Raw genomic sequence first — 22,033 nt, 5'->3', positions numbered from 1 at the left:
GGAGCGGCGGCCGAGACGGCTTACACGGAGCCGAGGGCCTCGACTACCAAGTCGCCGACTTGCGAGGTGGAATAGCCCATCTTGCCCGCGGCTTGGCTTTTCATTTTGGTGCCGGTGACGACCTGGATGGCCTTGTTGATCTTGGCGGCGGCGGATTCGAAGCCCGCCTGCTCCAGCAACATTCCGCCCGCCGCGATGGCGGCGATGGGATTGATGACGCCTTTGCCGGTGTACTTGGGGGCGCTGCCGCCCATCGGTTCGAACATGCTGGTACCGCCCGGCTCGGGGTTGATGTTCCCGCCCGCCGCCACGCCCATCCCGCCTTGCAGAATGGCGGCCAAGTCCGTGATGATGTCGCCGAACATGTTCGTGGTCACGATCACGTCGTAGAACTCCGGGTTCTTGACCATCCACATGCAGCAGGCGTCCACGTGGTTGTAGTCGGTCTGGATGTCCGGGTACTCCTTGGCCACCTCTTGGAAGGTCCGCCACCACAAGTCGTGGCCGTAGGTCAAGACGTTGGTCTTGGCCACCAAGGTCAACCGTTTTTTGGCGTTCCGTTTGCGCGTATATTCGAAGGCCCAGCGGATGCAACGTTCGCAGCCCTTGCGCGTGAAGACGGCGGTTTGCGTGGCAACCTCGTCCGGCGTGCCTTTCTTGAGGAATCCGCCCACCCCGGTGTACAGATCTTCGGTGTTCTCGCGGACGACGACGAAATCGATGTCGTTCGGACCCTTGCCCTTCAACGGGGTCTCGACGCCGGGATAGAGCTTTACCGGCCGCAAGTTGATGTACTGATCCAGGCGGAAGCGGAGCTCCAGGAGCAGGCCCCGTTCCAAGACGCCGGGCGGCACGTCGGGGTGTCCGATGGCGCCCAAGAGGATGGCGGGAAAGGTCTTCAATTCTTGGAAGACCTCTTCCGGCAGAATCTCGCCCGTCTTGAGGTAGCGCTCGCCGCCCAGGTCGAACTCCTTGAATTGGATCTCGAAGTTCTCCAAGCGAGCCGCCGCCTTCAGGACCTTGACCGACTCCGCCGTCACTTCCGGTCCGGTGCCGTCACCTCCAATTACCGCCACACGCAAGAGCTTTTGTTGAACCATAGGGAACCTCGACGGGAAGCCAATCTTGGAAAGCGGACCTCACCGGCTCCATCCGCAAAGGGGGACGACGAAGCGGACGGCGTTCGGAAACGTGCCTTGTGCGGCAAGTTCCGCTCGGTTGGGTAAACCCTGATTTTACGTACGGCGGCGGAGAGGCGAAAGCAGGTACCCGACGGGCGAGAGCACGAGTTGAGCGAGCTACGGGCCTCGGGCGTCCTCCCGAGGCGGAAATGCCCGGCCCGGCCCACGTCATTCCCGGTTGCCAAGACCGAGGCGTTCCCGCCGATATTTGCCCGAGGTCACGCGGTCCACCCAGATCGGATTCTCGATGTACCAGCGGACGGTACGCTCCAGACCGGACTCGAAGTTTTCCCGCGGTTCCCAGCCCAGTTCGCGGCGAATCTTGCCGGCATCGATGGCGTAGCGGCGGTCGTGTCCGGGCCGATCCTTGACGAACGTGATCAGGTCCCTGGGTTTGTGGGACAGGTCCGGCCGGAGACGCCCCACGATGTCGCAAATGGCGTGCACGACTTGGAGATTGGTCCGCTCGCAGTTTCCGCCGATGTTGTATTCCTCACCCGGCGGGGCCTGGCACAGCACGGTACGAATCGCCCGGCAATGGTCCTCCACGTACAGCCAATCGCGGACGTTGCCGCCGTCGCCGTAGACGGGCAAAGGCTTGCCCTCCAAGGCATTTAGGATCATCAAGGGAATGAGTTTTTCGGGAAACTGGTACGGGCCGTAATTGTTCGAGCAATTCGTCACCAACACCGGCAGGCCGTAGGTGTGGAAGTAGGCTCGGGCGAAATGGTCGGCCGCCGCTTTGGAGGCGGAGTAGGGCGAATTCGGGGCGTAAGGCGTGGTTTCCACGAAATACCCGGTGGGACCGAGCGAGCCGTACACCTCGTCGGTCGAAACGTGGAGAAAGCGGAAGCGCGAGCGATCGTCGGGGGCGAGACCGTTCCAATAGTCCCGCGAGGCCTCCAGCAGGCGGAAGGTGCCCACCACATTCGTCTCCACGAACGGGGCGGGGCCGTCGATCGAACGATCGACGTGCGATTCGGCGGCGAAATTGACGATGCCCCAGGGCCGGTACTCGTCGAGCAATCGGCGGACCAGTTTGCCGTCGCAGATATCCCCTTGCACGAACACGTGGCGGGGGTCCCGCAAGGCATCGGCCAAGGAGTCGAGATTGCCGGCGTAGGTGAGCTTATCGAGGTTGACCAGTCGGCCGGACTCCTCCCGGAGCCAAAGCCGCACGAAATTGCTGCCGATGAAGCCCGCCCCGCCGGTGACGAGGATCGTGTCCGAAACTGTCTCCATGGTTACCGCTCCCGTCGGGCTCAAGGAAGTGCCGCGATCGTTTTGTCGGCCGCGCAGCGCGCAATTACCATATCGCGGCCGCCTAGAGGTAGTTTATCGCAGGAAAACGGTCCGCGGGGAGCCGAAAGTTTTGCCACCGCGGGCGGACGCCGGAGGTTGGTGCGGGGCGATAGCGTTCGCATCGGTCAGAGCCGCACGTGCCGCATCGTCTCGCGATGTTCGCGATACCAGGCGATGCAGCGGCGGATGCCTTCTTCGATCGGCACCTCGGGCGTCCATCCGAGAAGCGATCGGGCCTTGGCGATGTCGGCCCAAGTGGCCGGCACGTCGGCGGGGTGCGCCGGCTGATAATGGACGATCGCCGACCGCCCGCACTGCCGGGAAATCTCGTCGATCACGAAGGAGAGCGGGAGCGAACGATCGCCGCCCAGATTGATGACTTCGTACCCCAGTTCCTTCAGACCGGCCACCGTACCCCGGGCAATGTCGTCCACATAGGTGAAATCGCGGCGCTGCGAGCCGTCGCCGAAGACGGTGATCGGTTCGCCCTCGCTGATTTGACGGACGAAGCGAAAGATGCTCATGTCGGGTCGCCCGGCGGGACCGTACACCGTGAAGTAGCGAAACACGGTGACGTCCAGGCCGTGCAGGTAATGGTAGGTGTAGGCCAAGGTCTCGGCCGCCTTCTTCGAGGCCGCGTAGGGGGACAGCGGTCGGTCCGTATCGGCGTCCTCGCGGTACGGTACGGGGTTATGGGCCCCGTACAGGCTGGACGTGGAAGCCAAGACGAATTTCTTCACGCCGGCGGCTCGGCATTGTTCGAGCAGGACCAGCGTCCCGATGCAGTTGGCTTGATAATAGACGTCGGGCCGGAGAACGCTGGCGCGGACTCCGGCGCGGGCGGCAAGATTGATGACGGCATCATAGGGCGGTCCATCGGCGGGCGGCGCGGCGTCGGGAGTGCCGCGGGCGAACCACGCCCGCACGGCGTCGGCGTCCGAGACGTCGATCTTGCGAAACGAGAAGCCCGACCTCCCTTGCAGCCGCGCCAGTCGCCAGACTTTCAGGCTGGGATCGTACGCGTCGTTGAGTTCGTCCCAGCCGACGACCGTGTGGCCGGCGTCGAGCAACAGCTCGCACACCCTGGCCGCAATGAAGCCCGCACAACCCGTCACCAAATAGCGATTCGCCATATCGCGTCATTCCGTCCCGTGAACCCGCGTTGCGCCCGGCAACGTGGCGGCCTCGGTGCGTCCCCCGTTCCCGATCTCTCACGCCTTCCAAATCTTTTCGCGGTGTTCTTTGACGTTCTTGGTGGCGTTACGGGTATCCACGATCAGGGGAGCATGCTGGACGATGAAGTCGTAATCGTAGGCCGAGTGGTCGGTGGCGATCAAGACGCAATCCTGCCCTGTCAGAAACTCCGGAGTCAGCTCCTGGCTGTTCAAGGGCGGGACCTGATAGTGCCGCATCCGCGGGAGCTTGGGAATGTAAGGATCGTTGTAGCTCAGCTCGGCGCCCTTCGCCGCGAGTAATTGCATCAGCTCGAAGGAGGGACTTTCGCGCGGGTCGTCCACATCCTTCTTGTAGGCCACGCCCAAGATGCAAATCTTGCTTCCCTTGACGGGCTTGCGTTGCTCATTGAGGGCCTCGGCGAGGCGCTGGACGACGTACTCGGGCATGGAGGTGTTGATTTCGCCGGCCAACTCGATGAACCGGGTAGGCATGCCGTGTCGCCGGGCCAACCAACTGAGGTAGAAAGGATCGATGGGTATGCAGTGCCCGCCCAATCCCGGGCCGGGATAAAAGGGCTGGAAGCCGAAGGGCTTGGTCTTGGCGGCCTCGATCACCTCCCAAACGTCGATGCCCAAACGCTGAAAGAGCACCTTCAACTCATTGATCATGGCGATGTTGACGGCGCGGTAGGTGTTTTCCAGGATTTTGCAGGCCTCGGCCACCTCGGCACTGCCGACTTGCACCACTTGCACCACGGCATTGGCATAGAGGGCCGCCGCCAACCGAGCGCTCTTCGGTTCAATCCCGCCCACCACCTTGGGAATTCGTTCGGCCGAGAAATTCGGGTTGCCCGGATCTTCGCGTTCCGGGCTGAACGCAAGGAAAAAGTCCTCGCCGACCTTCAGGCCGGTACCTTCCAAAATGGGCAGCATGACTTCGCGGGTGGTGCCGGGATAGGTGGTGCTTTCCAACACCACCAGTTGATCTCGGCGCAACGCCTTGCTAATGGCGACGGTCGTCTGCTCGATGTATTGCAAGTCCGGGTCGCGGCTCTCGTTGAGGGGGGTGGGGACGCAAATCAGAATGGCGTCCGGCTCGCCGAGCCGGGCCATATCGCAGGTGGCCTCGAACTTCTCCGCCGCCAGCCATTCGGCGATCCACTGCGAGGGGATGTGCCCGATGTAGCTCTTCCCGGCGTTCAAAAGCCGGACCTTCTCCGGGTCGATGTCGAAACCCAGGGCGGAGTAGCCGGATCGGATGAACGCACGCAAGAGCGGCAAGCCCACATATCCCAAACCGATCACGCCGATCGTCGCCTGTTTCTCGCGAATCTTGGCCTCGAGGTCCTGCAATCCCATGGCAAACTCCTGGTAATTCTTAATCGCAACCGATGCAGCGTGCCGTCCCGCGGCGGAGGATTCTCGCCCCCCGGCGCGATCCCGGCAACGAAAGCGCGGTCGGCATGCCGGCCGAAAAGGGCGTAGTCCGGCGCCGTCAACCAGAAAGTCTAGCATACGTCTGCGGGGCGAGGGCCGGGCTTCCCCTAAGCGTGGGACGCCGGGACCGCGCAACGTCGCCGTCGCAAGCGGCCCTGCGCGGAAGGGCGCAAGACGAGGGGACGCAGGCATCTGCGTCCCCGATCGTGGAAGGCGATGGACGGAAGGGTCGCGGCGGACGCGAACGCACCGCCGCGGCCTCCGGCGGGCCTTACGGGTTGAAGGAGGTGGCCGTTTCGCCCGGCGAGACCTCCGCCGGCTTGGACTTGGCTCGGTTGTTCATCACGACTTGATTCGTCAGGCTGACGACCTGCAAGGCGGCTTGGATTTCGGCGGGTGAGAAGTACGGACGACGCAGGCCGATGGCCGACCGGATCGTCTTGGCCGCCAGCTCCTCGAAGCTCATGCCGTTGTTGTAATGCCAAGCGGCGATTTGGGCGACGCGCTGCGGAATCTTGCCGGCAGCCATGAGTTTCAATACTTCGCGGACTTCATCGGGCCTCTTGGCGTAGTCCTCCAGGGGACGAATCTCGTATTGAACATGGGCGTTGGGATCGGGCTTGCCGTGGTCCAGGCAGACGATGGGGACTTTGGCCTGCACGACGACCTCGGGCGGGACGTTGAACATACCGCCGCCGAAGCCTCCGCCCCCATATCCGCCTCCGCCGTAGCCGCCCAATCCGCCGCCGCCGAAGCCGCCGCCGAAGCCCTGGGCTCCTCCGCCGAGACCGCCGCCGTAGCCCCCGCCGCCGTAGCCTCCGCCGTAGCCCCCGCCGCCAAGACCGCCGACGCCGCCGCCGACGCCGAATTGAGCCAAGACCGGCACGCCGGCAAAGGCCTCCGGCAGCCGGATGCTGAGGGGTTTATCGGTTTTGTTCTTGACGCGGACATTGCACTCGGTGGAGTCCTTGGCGATGAGCTTGACTTCCACCATGCCCTGTTCGATGGCCGCGAAAAGTTCTACGCTTTCAGCGGCCGGAACTTCCTTCTTCGGTTCCGCCCCGGGGGCTTGTTCCACTCCGGCGAACCAGGAAATGAAAGCGCCGAAGAGAAAGGCGCCGACTAGACAAACGATCCGCAAAACCGAGCGAGACATCCCAATTTTCCTCCAAAAAGTACGAACTGCGGCCGCACGGTTCAGCGCGCTCGCAACACCTACTAATTCAGCGTAATCGGAAAGTCGGGAAAAGCAACGCAAAAACCGTCGGCAGCGCGAATTTGGCCGGTCCGTCTCGGTCCCGGCCCGGGGCTGCACATTATTTGGACGAATGCCATCCGCTGAAAGTTCCGACTCCCCTACTCCGCAAGAGGGGTAATCCTGGTCGATTACCGAAACAGTTCGGCTTGAGCGGGATTTGTCGGACCGAAGAGGCTTGGCGACTGTTCGGGCTGAAAAGCTGGGGAAATCGCGACGGTCGAGCAGCTACGGCGCGCAATGTAAGCGGCGCAAGCTATTGTTGACACAGACGAAGCCCCTCCGCTAAACTGCTTGTTTTGTCTATCGCGTGCCCGGCCGAAGTGAACGCCGAAGGCATCACTCACCCATCTCCGCCGATCGTCTGCCGTACCGTATTCGAAGGAGACGAAGATCGCCCACCGGGCGGATTCGCGGGCGAGACGGCGGCCCAAGAGGTGGGAAAGCGAATATGGAAACCGAATGCCGGGGAACGGACTGCGCGCGAGATCGCCGATTCCGCAATCGGAAAGGGCAAGTCTTTTTGGTCGCTTTGGGGGGACGGGCGTATCGGAAACCCGGGGGCGGCATCTTGGCTCCCGCCGGGTACGGGTACCGTGAGGGTTCCAATTCATTCGGAAATGTTGGGAAAAAGTGAGGGTTCGTATGACTGCCAGAAAATGGAGTGCATGGTTGGGTCGCGGGCTTGCCCCACTCGCGGCGGCCGCGGTCTTCGCGACGGCCTGCGGACTCGGTGCCGTGGCGTCGGCTGAAGAAGCCGCCGCAGCAAGCCGCGCCGCCGCGGCAAGCGGCGCCGGCACGGGGTCGAGCTGGTGGATTTTCTTCCCCTGGGTCATCGGCCTGGCCGGATCGGTGGTCGGCCTCATATTCGCCTGGAAGTTCTTTCAGGAGATGATGGCCTCGGAAAAGGGCGATCCGCGCATGGAAGAGATCGCCGGCTACGTCCGCGAGGGTGCCAACGCCTACTTGTACCAGCAGTACAAGATCGTGGCGCTGTTCTTCCTGGTGATCTTCGTTCTGCTGGCCATTGCCGCCTTCGGCCTTCACGCGCAAAGCAACTGGGTTCCGTTCGCCTTCCTGACGGGCGGTTTCTTTTCCGGGTTGGCCGGCTGGTTCGGTATGAAGACGGCCACCTGGGCCAGCAGCCGCACGGCGCAGGGCTGCCGCAAGTCGCTCAACGACGGCCTCCGCGTGGCATTCCGCAGCGGCGCCGTGATGGGCTTGACGGTTGTCGGCTTGGGCCTGCTCGATATCTGCCTCTGGTTCGCGATCCTGTATTGGGTCGTGTACTGGCTCGGTTATCAAATGTCGCTGGAGCAAATCACGGTGACCATGCTTTGCTTCGGCATGGGCGCCAGCAGCCAGGCGTTGTTCGCCCGTGTCGGCGGCGGTATCTTCACCAAGGCCGCCGACGTCGGCGCCGACCTGGTCGGTAAGGTCGAGGCCGGCATCCCCGAGGACGACCCCCGCAACCCCGCCGTGATCGCCGACAACGTGGGCGACAACGTGGGCGACGTGGCGGGCATGGGCGCCGACCTATACGAGTCCTATTGCGGTTCGATCTTGGCCACCGCGGCTTTGGGCGTGGCCGCCTTCGCCACCGGCGAGTTGCTGCCCGCCTCCGTGCTGGAAAAGATCTCCGCGGGCGCGCTCTCGATGGAGGCCGCGAAGCTGAATTACCAGCTTAGCGCGATGTTTCTGCCCATCGTTTTGGCGGGCGTGGGCATCCTGCTCTCCATCCTCGGCATCTACGCCGTGCGGTCCGACGAGGACGCCACCCAGCGGACCTTGTTGAAAGCGCTGGCCCGGGGTATCAACCTGTCCACGGCGGCCATCGTGGTCGTCACCTTCATTTTCACCTTCTGGCTGATGCCGGCCTTCTGGACGGTGTCGCTGAGCGTGATCACCGGTTTGATCGCCGGCTGGTTGATCGGCAAATGGACCGAATACTCGACGAGCGATGAATTCACGCCGACCAAAAAGTTGGCCGAGCAGGCCCTCACCGACCCCGCCACGGTCATCATCGGCGGCATCGCCGACGGCATGAAGAGCACTTGGTTCCCTGTGATCGTGGTGGCCGTAGCCACGCTGCTTTCCTTCGCCTTCGCCGTGCAGGGCAACTTCGCGGACGTGACCTGGTTCGCGATGGGGCTTTACGGCGTGGGTATCGCGGCGGTCGGTATGCTGAGCACGCTCGGCATTACCTTGGCCACCGACGCTTACGGTCCGATCGCGGACAATGCCGGCGGAAACGCCGAGATGTCGCACCTCCCGCCCGAGGTCAGGCAACGCACCGACGCCCTGGACAGCCTCGGGAACACAACGGCGGCGACCGGCAAGGGCTTCGCCATCGGTTCCGCGGCGTTGACGGCCTTGGCCCTCTTGGCCGCCTATGTGGAAGAGGTCCGCGTGGGCTTCGAGCGGTGGTCCCACTCCGCCCTGGTATCGGCTGAGCCGGGGTTGTACAAGCTCTCCGACCGATTCGTGGGAGAAGTCAGTAGCACGGAAAAGGACGTCTCCGGCAAGCCCAAGATTCACGGCTACTTGGTCTTCCCGTCCACCGTCGCCGATCCCAGCATCGCCGACGACTGGAAGAAGCTGGACGCCTCCAAAGGCCCCGTCCCTATTCCCGAGGGGGTATTGGAGACGTTTACCGACACGGCCAAGGGCATCCAGCGCAATCGGCTCCAGTTCGTCAAAACCAAGTCCCCCTTGGTCCGCATCGATCGCGCCACGATGCCGGACTTCGCCAATTACTACGAAGCGCACCTGATGAATCCGAAGGTCTTGGTCGGGGTATTGATCGGGGCCATGGCGGCGTTCCTGTTCAGCGCCTTGACGATGAAAGCCGTGGGCCGCGCCGCCTACCGCATGGTCGAGGAAGTTCGGCGGCAGTTCCGCGAGAAGCCGGGCATCATGCAGGGCACCGAGAAGCCCGACTATGCCGGCCCCGTGCGGATCAGCACCCAAGCTGCTCAGCGCGAGATGATCGTGCCCTCCGTGCTGGGGCTGGTCACGCCCGTTGTGGTGGCCCTGCTGTTGGGCGTGGCCGGCGTGATGGGCCTGTTGATGGGCGCCCTCTCGGCCGGGTTCTGCATCGCGGTCTTCATGGCCAATGCCGGCGGAAGCTGGGATAACGCCAAGAAGCACATCGAGCGCGGCGCCTTCGGCGGCAAGGGGACCGATGCCCATAAGGCCGCCGTCGTGGGCGATACCGTCGGCGACCCGTTCAAGGACACCAGCGGCCCCAGCCTCAACATTCTCATCAAGCTGATGAGCATGGTGAGCGTGGTGGTGGCGGGCTTGGCCGTCCGCTACAGCCTGGCCGCCCTGGGTTGGTTCTGATCGCCCCTCGGCCGGACCGCCGACGTCCGGCCCTGTATACGGCAAACGCGAGCCGCCGGCGCAAGCCGGCGGTGTTTTTTTTACGCCGAGGCAAACCGAGGGGCCGTTTCCTCCACCTCGGGCTCACACCCGAGGCTCGCGACCTCCACTCCACCTCGGGCTCACACCCGAGGCTCGCGTTTCCACTCGGAACACGGACTCACGCCCGAGGCTGGCGACCTCCACCTCGGGCTTACACCCGAGGCTCACACCCCGCCGGAGGTTCAAGCTCCCGCGCGGTGCGGCGGGGCGATGATCCGACGACGTGCCGGAATTGCGGCGGGCTGGTACAATACACGGGATCGGCTTCGCCGAAATGCGTGGTTCCGAAGGGGTCGGCCTCTCACCCGATCCGCGGCTTGGTGCGTCGTGCTCGCGGCCCAGCAGCGGCGCCGGACCTCCGAAAGATCGACTTGGACTTCCAAGACCTCCGCTTGTCTCCATGAAATTACCCCCGGAAGGCGCTCTCTGGCTGATTCGGCTGCGGTGGATCGCGGCCGGGGGCGTATTTCTTGCCGGTTATTCGGCTTCGTCCGTCTTGGGCGTGATCGAATCGGCCGTGCCCATTTACGGGGTGGGAGCCTTCCTGCTGCTTTACAACCTCGCCTTCGCGTGGCTGCTCTGGGAAAATAATCCCTTGCAGCTCTTGCGACCGGAGGACAGCATCTTCGCCCAGGTCGTTCTGGACTTGCTGTCGTTGACCTTGCTCTTGTATTTCTCCGATATCGCGCGGAATCCGTTCATCATCTATTACGTATTCCACATGATCATCGCCGGGATGTATTTGCGGGGTTATCGTCCGTTTCAGGCGGCGGGCTTGGCGACGGTGCTGCTGGGGTTGGTGATGTTCGCGGAATACGCGGGCCGGTTGCCTCGCTTTCCGTTGCACTTCGGGCCGGGCGGGGATCAGCCGCTCCACGCCCTGCAAGTGCTGGGAGTGTATTTGGCGGTTACCAGCAGCATCTGGATGGCGGTCTATTTCACGACCTCCATCCGCCGCTACGTCGATCGCGCGCACGCGGAACTGCGGCAGAAGGAGAAGATGCTGGGCATCGGGCAATTGGTGGCCGGCATCGCCCACCAAATCGCCAATCCGCTGGACGGCGTGCAAAACTGCCTCCGCCGCATCGGAGAAGGAGTCAAGGACAATCCCCGACTTACCGAGTATGTGCAATTGATGACGGAGGCGTTGGAGCGGATCGAGCGGACGGCCAAGCGGGTGCAGGCCTTTGCCCAGCCGCGAGGCGTGGTGTTGGGAAAGACCGACGTCAACGCCGCCGTGGAGGGTACCTTGGCCATGCTCGGCCCGCGCATCGGAGACGACATTCGCGTAGAGAAGGACCTCCGCCGGGTGCCGCCCGTGCTGGGCGATATGTACACCATTCAAGAAATCGTCTTCAACCTTTGTACCAACGCCTTGGCCGCCATGCCCGACGGCGGAACGCTGACCGTGCGGACGCGGACCCTCGGCACCCAGGACGACGACCAGATGAATTCCGTGGCGATCGACGTGATCGACACGGGAGTGGGCATTCCGCGCGTCAATTTGGAGCGCATCTTCGAGCCGTTTTTCACGACGCGGGCGGAGGCGGGCGGGACCGGCCTCGGCCTGGGATTGTGTCGCATGATGATTTCCGAGATGGGCGGCCGGATCGACGTCCGCAGCGCCTTGGGGCAAGGCACCACCTTTACCGTGGTCTTGAACGCCTATCACGAATCCAGCCATCAGCCATGAGAATTCTGATCGTCGATGATGAAAAGATCAAGCGCGTGACCCTGGCGGACGACTTGGCCGCCCAGGGTCACGAGGTGGATACGGCGGCCGACGGCGAGGAGGCCTTGGAGCGGCTTCGCGGCCGACCCTTCGACGTGGTCGTGGCGGACGTCAAGATGCCGCGCATGGACGGCTTGGAGCTTCTCCGCCGCATCAAACAGGGCGAGCAGGCCCCCGCCACCGAGGTCATCATGATGACCGCCTACGGCAGCATCCAATTGGCGGTCGAATCGATGAAGGCCGGCGCCTACGATTTCATCACCAAGCCCTTCCGCAACGAGGACTTGTTTCCCCTGCTGGCGAGATTGGAGGAGAAACGCGGGCCGGCAACCGCCCGATCCGCCGCTGCGGAACCCGTCGGCGCCGAGGTCGATCGCGAATTGATCGGCCGTTCCGCCGCGATGAGCCGTGTCAAAAAGATGATCGAAATCTGCACGCGGACCGACGCCAACGTGTTGCTGTGGGGCGAAACCGGCGTCGGCAAGGACCTCATCGCGCAGACCATCCACCGGCATTCCCATCGCCGCGAAAAACCCTACGTCAAGGTCGGATGCACGCTCTTTCCGTCGCATCTGATCGAAAGCGAATTGTACGGGCACGAACGCGGCGCCTTCACGGGGGCGGAGCAGCGGCGCATCGGCCGATTCGAACTGGCCGAGGGCGGCACCCTCTACCTCGACGATGTGGACGACATCCCCCTGGAGCATCAGGCCAAGCTGCTCCGCGCCATCGAGGAGAAGGTCTTCGAGCGCGTCGGCGGCACCGAGTCGGTCCACGCCGACGTCCGAATCATCGCCTCGACCAAGAAGAATCTTCTGGAAAAGGTGGGGGAGGGCACGTTCCGCCAGGACTTGTATTACCGCCTGGACGTGCTGCGGATCAGCATCCCGCCGCTGCGGGAGCGGAAGGAGGACATCCCGGCCCTGGCGGAACATCTCCTGCGCCGCATCGCCCCGGATCGTGCGTTCCGCATCGACCCGGACGCCGTGGCCGTCTTGATGGAACACGATTGGCCGGGGAACATCCGCGAACTGTACCACACCTTGGAGCGCACGTACCTGCTCGGCTCGGAGCATCTCACGGCCGACCTCATTCGATCGCAAATCACCCCCTGGCCGGAGCGCAACGGCAAGGGTGAACGTCCGATCGGCGGCGGGAGTTTTCAGCAGACCATCGAGCAGACGGAACGCGAACTATTGGAGGCGGCGCTGAGGGAGGCGGGCGGGAACAAATCGGCGGCCGCGGCGGCCCTGGGGATGAAACCCTCCACCTTCCGCGACAAACTGGCCAAGTACGGCCTGGGGTAGGGACGATTTCAGCGGCAATTCTCCGAGCAAAACGAAGCGGTTTCCGCTCCCGCCGGGCCGACGGCGAGAGCGCGCGAAAGTCCCCATCACGCTTCCGGCGGCGGGAGCGGCTCGCCAGCGGCTCGTCCCGTGCCGCGAGCTTGGCGGTACGTTCCCGTCCTCACTCGTGCCGCAGGGCTTCGATGGGATCCATGGCGGCTGCGCGGCGGGCCGGATACAGCCCGAAGATCACCCCGATCGCCACCGAGATGCCGAACGCCAGCGGCAGGGAGGCCGGAACGATCACCGGGTGCATGGTCTTGACGATGTCCGGCAAGGCGCCGTAGACGCCGGGGAGGAAGGCTTCCACGCCCGCCTTCAGCAAGTAGGTGAACAAGGGGCAGGTGAAGCCGGCCAAGATGCCGGTCAGGCCGCCGACCGTCGATAGCACGATCGTCTCCACCAAGAATTGGCGGATGATGTCGCGGCGTTTGGCCCCCAAGGCGCGGCGGATGCCGATCTCGCGGGTCCGTTCCGTGACCGTGGCCAACATGATGTTCATGATGCCGATGCCGCCCACCACCAGCGAAATCGCCGCGATCAGGCCCATGAAGATCATGAACATCATCCGCGTGATGCGAGCTTGCTCGAGCAGTTCCAGCGGGACGGTGACGCCGTAGTCCTCCATGCGGTGGTACTTGGCCAGCAAAGACTTGATGATCTCCGCGGTGGGCAGGACGTTCTTCACGTGATCCACCTGGAAGGTGATTTGGCTCAACTGGACCTCCTCTCCCTCCATGGAGCCCGCCCGGCGCGAGATCACGACATCGCCGATCCGCCACCACAAGGTGGTGATGGGGATGTACACGTCGCTGGAGAAGTCTTGGGCGGCCATCGAACCGCCGATCCCCGCGGAGGGCATCTTGGGCTTGCAAACGCCGACGACCTCGTAGAACGCCTCCTCGATGCGGATGGTTTTGTGGACGGGGTCTTCATAGGGGAAGAGCTTTTCGGCCACGCCCGCCGACAAAACGCAATAGTTCTTGGCCTGATTTAGGTCGACGTCTTGCAGGAATCGGCCGCGGTCCATCTCCAGCCGCAGCATGTCCCTGTATTCGGGAGTGCAAGCGACCAAGCGGCCGTCCATCTCGCGGCCCGCCCGGCTGAAGCGCTGCCGCAATTCGCGAATCCGAATCGCCCGAGTAATGGTGGGGATGGTTTGGGACAACCGCTCGTAATCGGCGCGGGTGATTCCGTATTGCAGCAACAAGCTGGTCGAGGTGACCTGGTCGGAAGGCGGCTTGATGGTGCGGACGATGATGTTCGTGGCGCCCAGGCTCTCGATCTGCTCTTGAGCCTTGCGGCTGATGCCTTCGCCGATGGCCAAAAGCCAGATCACGCTGGCCACGCCGATGAAGATGCCCAGCACGGTCAACAGGGACCGCAGGGGATGGAGCATGAGGCTCTTGGTGCCCAGGCGAAACGTGCGAATCCAAATCAGCATGGCGAGGGTCGATTCACGCGACGAAAGGATACGAGCGAAGCAAAAAACGGGAATTACGGCGGCGACGCCGCCGAGAGCGCGGCGCCGGCGCTTGCCGGCCGGGCGGACGGCGGATTATCGATCATGCTTTCGATGCGGCCGTCCTTCAAGCGGATGATCCGCCGGGCCCGTTTTCCGACGTCCATTTCGTGCGTCACCAGCACGATCGTCTTTCCCGCCGCGTTCAACTGGTCGAACAAGGCCAGGATTTCCTCCGTGGTGGCGGAATCGAGGTTGCCGGTCGGCTCGTCCGCCAAGATGAAAAACGGATCGTTGACGAGGCTGCGCGCGATGGCGACGCGCTGCTGCTGCCCGCCGGAAAGCTGCGTGGGGCGATGATTCAACCGATCCCCCAGACCGACCAACTGGGCCAATTCGCGGCAACGATCGCGGTCGCGGCGGCTCAGGCGTCCCTGGTAATAGAGCGGAACCTCGATGTTTTCCAGCACGGTCAATTGGGGAATCAGGTTGAAGGACTGGAAAACGAATCCGATCCGCCCGGCTCGCAATTCGGCCAGGCGGTCATCGCTTGCGTGGGCGATGTTTTCGTCGCCGAGAAAGAGGCTTCCGGAAGTAGGGTGATCCAGGCACCCGAGGAGGTTGAGGAGCGTGCTCTTTCCCGAGCCGGAGGCGCCCATGATGGCGACGTAATCGCCCTCCGGCACGTCGAACGAGACTCCGCGGAGGGCGCGGACGACTTCGCCGCCGAGGTGATATTCCTTGACCAGGTTTTGGACCGAGGCTGCAAGCTTCATGGTGAGCGGCTCCGGCTTAGTTGGGATTGCCGGTCGCGGCGGGATCGCGCGCGGCGTTGGGCGGCCCGTTGCGGCGTCCTTCGCCGCGTCCTTCTCCGCGACCTGCACCACCGAAACCCATTCCGCCGCCGGGAGGCCCAAACCCGCCGGAAGCCCGCATTCTTTCCATCCCCGCCCGCATCTCCTCCTTCGAGATCGCCCCGTCGCCGTCGGTGTCGTTTTGCAGCATCTGTTCCTTGCGATCCTCGGGGATTTCGTCGGGATCGATCTTGCCGTTTTTGTTGGCGTCCATGCGGTCGAAGATGCGATCGACGATCGCGGCGGGGTCGAAGCCGCCGGGCGGTCCCATGCCTGCGCCGGGGGGACCCATTCCGCCACCGGGCGGCCCCTCCGCTCCCGGTTCTCCGCCTCGCCGCGGCGGTTCCATACTCGGGCCGCCCTCTCGCGAGCTTTCCGAGTCACGGGCGGGACCGGCCGCGCCTTCCGCCCCCGCCTTTCTCTCTCCCGAAATCACGGGTGCGCCGGAGGACGACGTTTGCACGACCAGGCTCTCATCCGCCATGCCGACCTTGTCGCGGTAGGCCGCCGCGTTGAGCACGACCTCCTGATTCTCCTCCAAACCCTTGCGAACGATCACGAACTTCTCGTTGCTCGGGCCGAGTTCGACCTCGACGGGTTTCATGACGCCGTCCTGCCAGGCGATGCAATAGAACTTTTTCGCGTACTCGAACACGGCCTGGACGGGGACTTGCAGCACGTTCGGCTCGCGGTGGGAGACGATCCGCACTTGAGCCGTCAGTCCCGCCCGAAGTTGTTCCGTCGGGCTGTCGATGCGGACGATGACCTCGTAGTCCTTGACGTTGGAGTTGAAGAACGACGTCGGCAAAGGATATTCGCCCACGTCCACCACCTGGCCTTCGAACACCTGGTTGGCGAGGGCGTCGACCTGAATCTGGGCGGGCAGCCCCTCGGCCACCAAGCCGATCTTGGATTCGTTGACCTTGGTCTTCACGCGCATCCGCTTGGGATCGGGCAGACGGATGATGGTTTGCCGCTCGCGCACCCGCACACCCTCTTGGATGATGATGTCCGTTTGTCCGCGGACGCCGACTTGATTGGCGTAAACCACTTGGCCGGCCTCCGGTGCCGTGATCGTGCACTTGGCGATTTGGTCCTCGATCTCCTTCAACTCCTGCTCCTCAAGCTCCATGGCGTGCTTTTGGGCCTCGAACTTGGCCTGCGCCGTCTGAATGTCGGCGTCCAATTGCTTCAGCATCTTGGGTTTGGTGAATCGCTCCAAGACGTCCAGCTTGGTTCGCGCGGATTCGACGTCCTTCTCGGCCCTTTCCAGGGCGAAACGATCGGCCTCCAATTGGGCCTGCGTGATGTACCCCTTTTGCGCCAGCGATTGGCTGTACTTGAGATAATCTTCCGCTCGCCGCTTGTTCTCCTGGGCCACGAAGTTCTCGATCTGAATCGCCAGCAACTGCTGCCGGTATTGCCCTTCCAGGTATTCCTGCTTGGCGATGCGGGCGGTATCCAAGACGTTTTGGGCCTGAATCAAATTGGCCCGGGCATTGGCGACCGTGATCTGCTGTTGGGTGAAGCGGTCTCGCAGGGAGGAGGAATCCAACTCGACCAGGAAATCGCCGGGTTGAACGTAGGTGCCCTCGGGAACGATTCGCAGGATCATCACGCCGTTGCCCTGCGATTCGACCTCGCACTGGATCTCCACGTTGCTGGCGCTTTCCACGTCGCCGCGCTCCAGCACTTCGCTGACGAACTCGCCGCGAACCACCTGGTACGTCAGCGGCTTCTCGCCGGTCCCACCCCAGGAGAGCTTGGGAAGAAACGAGGTCAAAAAGACCAGCCCGGATACCGCGACCGCACCGACGGCGAAGAGCGTACCCTTGATGATCCAGCCGGAACGGCGCGCGCCCCGATCAGTCTGACGGTTTTTCGATTCAGACATCCTGCACAGTCCTTAAGCACGAACACCGAATGGAACGAGGTCGATCGGTGATTCCCCAATGCCGGCTCGTTGCCGCCGAGGGCCTGGAATCTCCCCCCGGACGACGGCTGCACGCGGCCAAGCAATTCGCCCGAACGGCCCCGAAGCGAGGAAGGAAAACTATCGTCGGAAGCAAAACGATCGCTTCGCCGGTGGGCTTTCGCCGCGACTCGCACCCGCAACCGATGGCGGCACCTCCCTTTTATTGTAAACACGCCGACGTCTCAAAGTTACCGAAATATTTCCCCAAAGGGGATAGCTATGGTCGTTTGGGTGGTTAAACTAGGCTAGGCAGGGGTGTCGTCGCAAATCCGTGCTGTGCGGTCTCGCCCCGGTTTCGAGTCAGCCCCGGTTTCGAGTCAGGGAGATTCACCGTGCGTTCCATGTTCTCGATGATGATCGCGTTTGTCACCCTTTTGGCAGTAGCCGCTATCGATCCGGCAACCGGTGATGCGGCGGAGACCGGGGGCAATCCCACGCGAAGGGGTGCGGCCGCTCGCCGGGCGGAAGGCACGGATTCCGAAATCCAGGCGGACCGTGTCGTCGTTTTCAAAACCATCGGCGATGTCGCGCTCTCGCTCTACGTATTCTTTCCCGAACACCGCCCTCCGACCGAGCCGCGACCGGGCATCGTGTTCTTTTTCGGCGGGGGATTCGTGAGCGGTTCGCCCAAGCAGTTCGAACCGCATTGCCGCTACCTCAGTCAACGCGGCATGGTCGCCGTCACGGCCGAGTACCGCGTGAAGAACCGGCACGGCACCACGCCCCTGGAATCGTTCCGCGACGGCAAGTCGGCCGTCCGCTGGATGCGCCTCCATAGCGAGGAGCTCGGCCTCGACCCGAACAAGTTGGCGGCGGGCGGAGGATCGGCGGGCGGGATGATCGCCGCCGTCTGCGGCGCGGTCCCCGGCTGGGACGAACCGGGCGAAGACCTCGCCGTCAGCAGCCGACCCGACGCCTTGGTCCTCTTCAATCCGGCCATGCTGGGCAAGGCCCTGCCCGATGGCAGCCAAACCGGACAGTTGGGCGTCGCCAAGGACGTCCTCCCGTACTATCACATCCGCGAGGGCTTGCCGCCCAGCGTCATGTTCTTCGGGAGCGAGGATCGCTTTCTTGCCGGCGCCCGAGAGTTCCAAAAGGCCGCCGAGGAAAAAGGCAATCGTTGCGAATTGAAGGTCTGGCCCGGCTTCGACCACGGGTTTTTCAATTTCGGCCGGGCGGACAATCGGGCATTCCGCGAAACCCTCTTGGAGGCCGACCGCTTCCTGGTTTCGCTGGGTTACTTGCAGGGCGAACCGCGTCCGGAATGGCTTCCGTGAGCGGATTGCCTGGAATGTCGGTCCGGCGTCTTCGGCCGCGCGGGATGTGCCGCCGCCCCGCCCGAACGAACCGTCGCGACCGCAGCGGAGAAACGACGATGGGCACGACGAGGGTGCGCAAGATGAACAAGATGAAAACGATTCTCCCGACGTTCGTAGGCCTCCTCTGTTTCTGCTCCGCCCTCGCAACGCTGACAGCCTCGGCGGCGAGTCCCAACTTCATCGTCATTTACACCGACGACCACGGTTGGGCCGATCTCGGCGTCCACGGCGCGGTGCAGGACGTCCGCACGCCGCATCTCGACGAGTTGGCCCGCGGCGGCGTCATCGCCCGACACGGTTATGTTACCGCGCCGCAATGCGTGCCTTCGCGGGCGGGCTTGCTGACGGGACGATTCCAAGCGAGATTCGGGGTCGAGAGCAATGCGTCGCCGCTGGACGGCTTCAACCGCCAAACCACCATCGCGGAACGCCTGCAAGCGGCCGGCTACGTTACCGCGCAGTTCGGCAAATGGCACCTCGGTCCGAAAAACGAAATTCCGCGGCACGGCTTCACGCACGTCTTCGCCCAGGACGGCCGGCACCCGTTCGCGGCCAACATCAACATCGACGGCACGGATAGGCCGATGGGGGACCTCGCTCCGGCCGCGTACCACATCGACGCCTGTTCTCAGGCCGCCGCGGCGATCATCGAACGATACAAGGATCGTCCGTTTTTTCTGTACGTGGCGTACCGCGCTCCGCACACGCCGCTCGACGCCCCGCAGCACTACAAGGACCGCTTTCCCGGTTCGATGCCCGAACGGCGCCGGGCGGCGCTGGGCATGCTGGCCGCGGTGGACGACGGCGTCGGGCTGATCACCGAGACGCTGAAGAGACACGGCCTCCGTGAAAAGACGCTCATCTTTTTCATCGGGGATAACGGTGCGCCGCTCAAGATCCACAAGCTGGACTCGCCCTTGACCGGCGACGCCGCCGGCTGGGACGGCAGCCTCAACGACCCCCTCAACGGCGAAAAAGGGATGCTGAGCGAGGGCGGGATCCATGTGCCGTTCCTGATCGCGTGGCCCGGTACCCTTCCGGCGGGCAAGACTTTCGAGCATCCCGTCAGCGCGCTCGATGTCGCCGCCACGTTGGCCGGGCTCGCCGACCTGCCCGTGAAGCCGGGCGACCTCGACGGCGTGAATCTCGTCCCGTATTTGACGGGCGAGATCGACAAGCGGCCGCATGAAGCGCTGTGCTGGCGGTGGATTGCCCAAAGTGCCGTTCGAGAGGGTCCTTGGAAGCTGCTTCGCGGCGGGAATCGCGAGTATCTCTTTGATCTTGCGACCGACATTGAGGAAAAACATAACCTGGCGGCAATCCACCCCGACATCGCGGCCCGCCTGCGCGCCCGGCTGCAAGCTTGGTGCGACGAACTCGACCCGCCCGGCTTGACCAACGGGGCGATGGCGCCCGTCTGGGACCAATACTTCGATTATTACCTGGAGGGGAAGCCGGCCCCCTTGCCCGCGGCGGCAGCGCCCGACGGCGGAGCCTCCCCCGCCGAGGCGGACGCTTTCGGAGGCTGGCTCTGCCGCAACGGCACACTCGCCGTTCGGGACGGCGCGCTGGTCATCGTGCCCGATCCGAATCGGCCCGGCGACGCCCGTCCGTTCATCGCCCATGCTCAGATGGACCTGGCCGGTCCGGTCACCGTCGCGCTCCAATTGCGGGCCCAACAGGCCGGTCGAGGCGTGTTGGCTTGGCGGACCGCGGGCCAAAAGGACTTCCTGCCGGACAACAAGGCGGAGGCCGCCTGGGCCACCGCCGCGGAACCCACGACCATCCGATTGGAACTGCCCGTCGCCGGCCGCTTGATTCACCTGCGCTTCCAGCCCGACGACGCGCGCGGTCTGCAAATCCTGGGCATAACCCTGCGCGCCCGCGACGGCAAAGAGCTGAACTGGAGTTTCTCGAAATGAACGGCAAACCGATTCGCCGCGTGGCTTTCGTTGCGGCCCTTGCCGGCGGCCGCCTCCCGAGCATTGCCTTCCGCGCCGGCCGGTGCCTTGCGGCGGCCGTGCTGATCGTCGCCGGATCGCGCACGGCCTGGGCGGAGTCGGGGTACGCGTCCGCGCCGTCACCGGACGAGTACCGACAACTCGCCCGGCAAGTGGAAACCCATTTCTTGAACGAGGTCTTGCCGTTCTGGTTTCCTCGCTGCGTGGACGCTGAGCGCGGGGGTTTTCATCCCCATTTTTCGGCGGACGGTTCCAAGGGGCCGATCTCCGACCGCACGGTTGTGTTCCAGGCGCGCATGACGTGGCTGGCCGCCGAGGTCGCCCGGCGGTATCCCGACCTCCGCGAGCCTTATTCGAACTATGCCCGGCACGGTCTGCGGGCGCTCCGGGACTTGCTCTGGGATGAAGTCCACGGCGGGTTCTACTGGGGCGTGACGGCGGACGGCCGCCCGCTCGCCGGGTCCGGTACGGAAAAGCACCTCTACGGCACGGCCTTCGGGATCTATGCGGCGGCCGGCGTCTATCGCGCCTGCGGGGATCCTGAAGCGTTGGAACTGGCTCAGGCGGCCTTCGCATGGCTGGAGGAGCACGCCCGGGATCGAGAAGACGGCGGGTATTTCGAGGCCTTCGCCCGAGATGGCACGCCGCTGTTACAGTCGCCGGAGCTGCCGGACGGCGCGCGCCGCCCGCGCGACCTGCTGGGGACGCCCTACGGCTACAAGTCCATGAACAGCCATATCCACATTTTGGAGGCCGTCACGGAACTGTATCGTGCCCGCCCCGATCCCGCCGTCGGGGAGCGATTGCGGGAACTGCTGGGCGTGGTACGGGACAAGATCGCCGTTCCGCCCGGATGCTTGAATCTCTATTTCACCCCGGATTGGCGCGCGGTGCCCGACCACGACTCGTTCGGCCACGACGTGGAGACGGCCTACTTGATTCTGGAGGCTTCCGAGGCCCTGGGAGAGGATCGCGATCCCCGCACCGAGGCCGTCGCCCGGAGCCTGGTCGATCACGCCCTGGACTACGGTTGGGACGACCGCCTCGGCGGATTCTACGACCGCGGTTTCGCCTTCTCCCCGGCGTATGCCAAGGAGAAAATCTGGTGGACGCAGGCGGAGGGACTCAACGCCTTGCTGCTGATGCATGATCGGTTCGGGGCGGAAAGCGATCGCTACCTGGCGGCCTTCCGCAAGCAATGGGAGTTCATTCGCCGGTATCAAATCGACCCGCAACTGGGCGAATGGTACGACACCGTGACGGAAGAGGGGAAGCCCTTGCCGGATCGCGCCTTGGGGCACATCTGGAAGGCCGGCTACCACAACGGCCGGGCGCTGATGAACACGGCCGAAAGGCTCGCGCGTCTGGCAGCGGAGGCCTCGAGCGGCGGGAATCGCTAGCAGGCGGCGCCGGATGCATCCATACGGGAATACGGTGCGCGTCCGCGCGAGCCGCGCGGCGTCAGCCCGAGGTGCATCTCTGGACCGGATCGGAACGCCGGGACGGCGAGTGAGCCGCGCGTTGATTCCGGCGGCGCGCGAGTGCGACCGCACGACTCGGCCGACGACTCGCCTACCGCTTCTCGCCCGACTCTTTTAGAATCCAGTA

General features: G+C 64.0%; 14 protein-coding genes. 6 read left to right on the top strand and 8 right to left on the bottom strand.

Translation table 11 applies throughout. The features are described 5' to 3' along the window. Positions 1-20: 20 nt before the first annotated feature. The 5 genes from ACZ5B4_RS13075 to ACZ5B4_RS13055 form a co-directional block, all read right to left on the bottom strand. A complete protein-coding gene (locus ACZ5B4_RS13075; protein ID WP_464911674.1) occupies positions 21-1,100 on the bottom strand; it encodes a 3-isopropylmalate dehydrogenase in 1,080 nt (359 codons plus the stop codon). 249 nt (positions 1,101-1,349) lie between these two features. Further along, positions 1,350-2,423 (bottom strand): dTDP-glucose 4,6-dehydratase, encoded by a 1,074-nt coding sequence (gene rfbB, locus ACZ5B4_RS13070; RefSeq protein WP_464911673.1) that lies wholly within the window; start codon positions 2,421-2,423, stop codon positions 1,350-1,352. Between the two features lie 185 nt (positions 2,424-2,608). Then, positions 2,609-3,616, bottom strand: coding sequence for an NAD-dependent epimerase/dehydratase family protein (locus ACZ5B4_RS13065; RefSeq protein ID WP_464911672.1), 1,008 nt, complete (start codon positions 3,614-3,616; stop codon positions 2,609-2,611). Between the two features lie 78 nt (positions 3,617-3,694). Then, positions 3,695-5,017 carry a nucleotide sugar dehydrogenase gene (locus tag ACZ5B4_RS13060; protein WP_464911671.1) on the bottom strand — a complete coding sequence of 441 codons (1,323 nt, stop codon included), beginning with the start codon at positions 5,015-5,017 and terminating at the stop codon, positions 3,695-3,697. Between the two features lie 349 nt (positions 5,018-5,366). Then, on the bottom strand, positions 5,367-6,251 hold the full coding sequence (locus ACZ5B4_RS13055; protein WP_464911670.1) for a hypothetical protein: 885 nt from the start codon (positions 6,249-6,251) through the stop codon (positions 5,367-5,369). A gap of 744 nt (positions 6,252-6,995) precedes the next feature. On the opposite strand from ACZ5B4_RS13055, the gene ACZ5B4_RS13050 reads away from it, so the two are divergent. The 3 genes from ACZ5B4_RS13050 to ACZ5B4_RS13040 all read left to right on the top strand — a co-directional run bounded on the left by ACZ5B4_RS13050 (position 6,996) and on the right by ACZ5B4_RS13040 (position 12,815). Next, positions 6,996-9,695 carry a sodium-translocating pyrophosphatase gene (locus tag ACZ5B4_RS13050; RefSeq protein WP_464911669.1) on the top strand — a complete coding sequence of 900 codons (2,700 nt, stop codon included), beginning with the start codon at positions 6,996-6,998 and terminating at the stop codon, positions 9,693-9,695. Positions 9,696-10,176: 481 nt separating this feature from the next. After that, entirely contained in the window at positions 10,177-11,469 is a 1,293-nt protein-coding gene (locus tag ACZ5B4_RS13045; RefSeq protein ID WP_464911668.1) for a sensor histidine kinase, read from the top strand. Further along, positions 11,466-12,815, top strand: a complete 1,350-nt coding sequence (locus ACZ5B4_RS13040; protein WP_464911667.1) for a sigma-54-dependent transcriptional regulator — start codon at positions 11,466-11,468, stop codon at positions 12,813-12,815. Before ACZ5B4_RS13045 ends, ACZ5B4_RS13040 begins: the two co-directional genes overlap by 4 nt. Before the next feature lie 160 nt (positions 12,816-12,975). Here ACZ5B4_RS13040 and ACZ5B4_RS13035 read toward each other — a convergent pair whose 3' ends face one another. The 3 genes from ACZ5B4_RS13035 to ACZ5B4_RS13025 are packed head-to-tail and all read right to left on the bottom strand — an operon-like array spanning position 12,976 to position 17,064. Continuing rightward, positions 12,976-14,298, bottom strand: a complete 1,323-nt coding sequence (locus ACZ5B4_RS13035) for an ABC transporter permease (protein ID WP_464911666.1) — start codon at positions 14,296-14,298, stop codon at positions 12,976-12,978. 53 nt (positions 14,299-14,351) lie between these two features. Beyond that, positions 14,352-15,092 carry an ABC transporter ATP-binding protein gene (locus ACZ5B4_RS13030; RefSeq protein ID WP_464911665.1) on the bottom strand — a complete coding sequence of 247 codons (741 nt, stop codon included), beginning with the start codon at positions 15,090-15,092 and terminating at the stop codon, positions 14,352-14,354. A 16-nt stretch (positions 15,093-15,108) separates the two neighbouring features. Further along, a complete protein-coding gene (locus ACZ5B4_RS13025) occupies positions 15,109-17,064 on the bottom strand; it encodes a hypothetical protein (protein WP_464911664.1) in 1,956 nt (651 codons plus the stop codon). Between the two features lie 422 nt (positions 17,065-17,486). Here ACZ5B4_RS13025 and ACZ5B4_RS13020 point away from each other — a divergent pair, with 422 nt between their 5' ends. From ACZ5B4_RS13020 to ACZ5B4_RS13010, 3 genes are all read left to right on the top strand, one after another. Then, positions 17,487-18,422, top strand: a complete 936-nt coding sequence (locus tag ACZ5B4_RS13020) for an alpha/beta hydrolase (RefSeq protein ID WP_464914024.1) — start codon at positions 17,487-17,489, stop codon at positions 18,420-18,422. Between the two features lie 122 nt (positions 18,423-18,544). Further along, positions 18,545-20,386, top strand: coding sequence for a sulfatase family protein (locus ACZ5B4_RS13015; protein WP_464911663.1), 1,842 nt, complete (start codon positions 18,545-18,547; stop codon positions 20,384-20,386). Next, complete coding sequence (locus ACZ5B4_RS13010) at positions 20,383-21,825, top strand: AGE family epimerase/isomerase (RefSeq protein ID WP_464911662.1); 1,443 nt, start codon at positions 20,383-20,385, stop codon at positions 21,823-21,825. The genes ACZ5B4_RS13015 and ACZ5B4_RS13010 overlap by 4 nt, the downstream gene beginning before the upstream one ends. Positions 21,826-22,033: the final 208 nt, after the last annotated feature.

It is taken from the genome of Thermogutta hypogea, from assembly GCF_055386265.1.
Note: the sequence above shows the minus strand (reverse complement) of the source record. Positions and strands in the feature narration are given on the sequence as shown.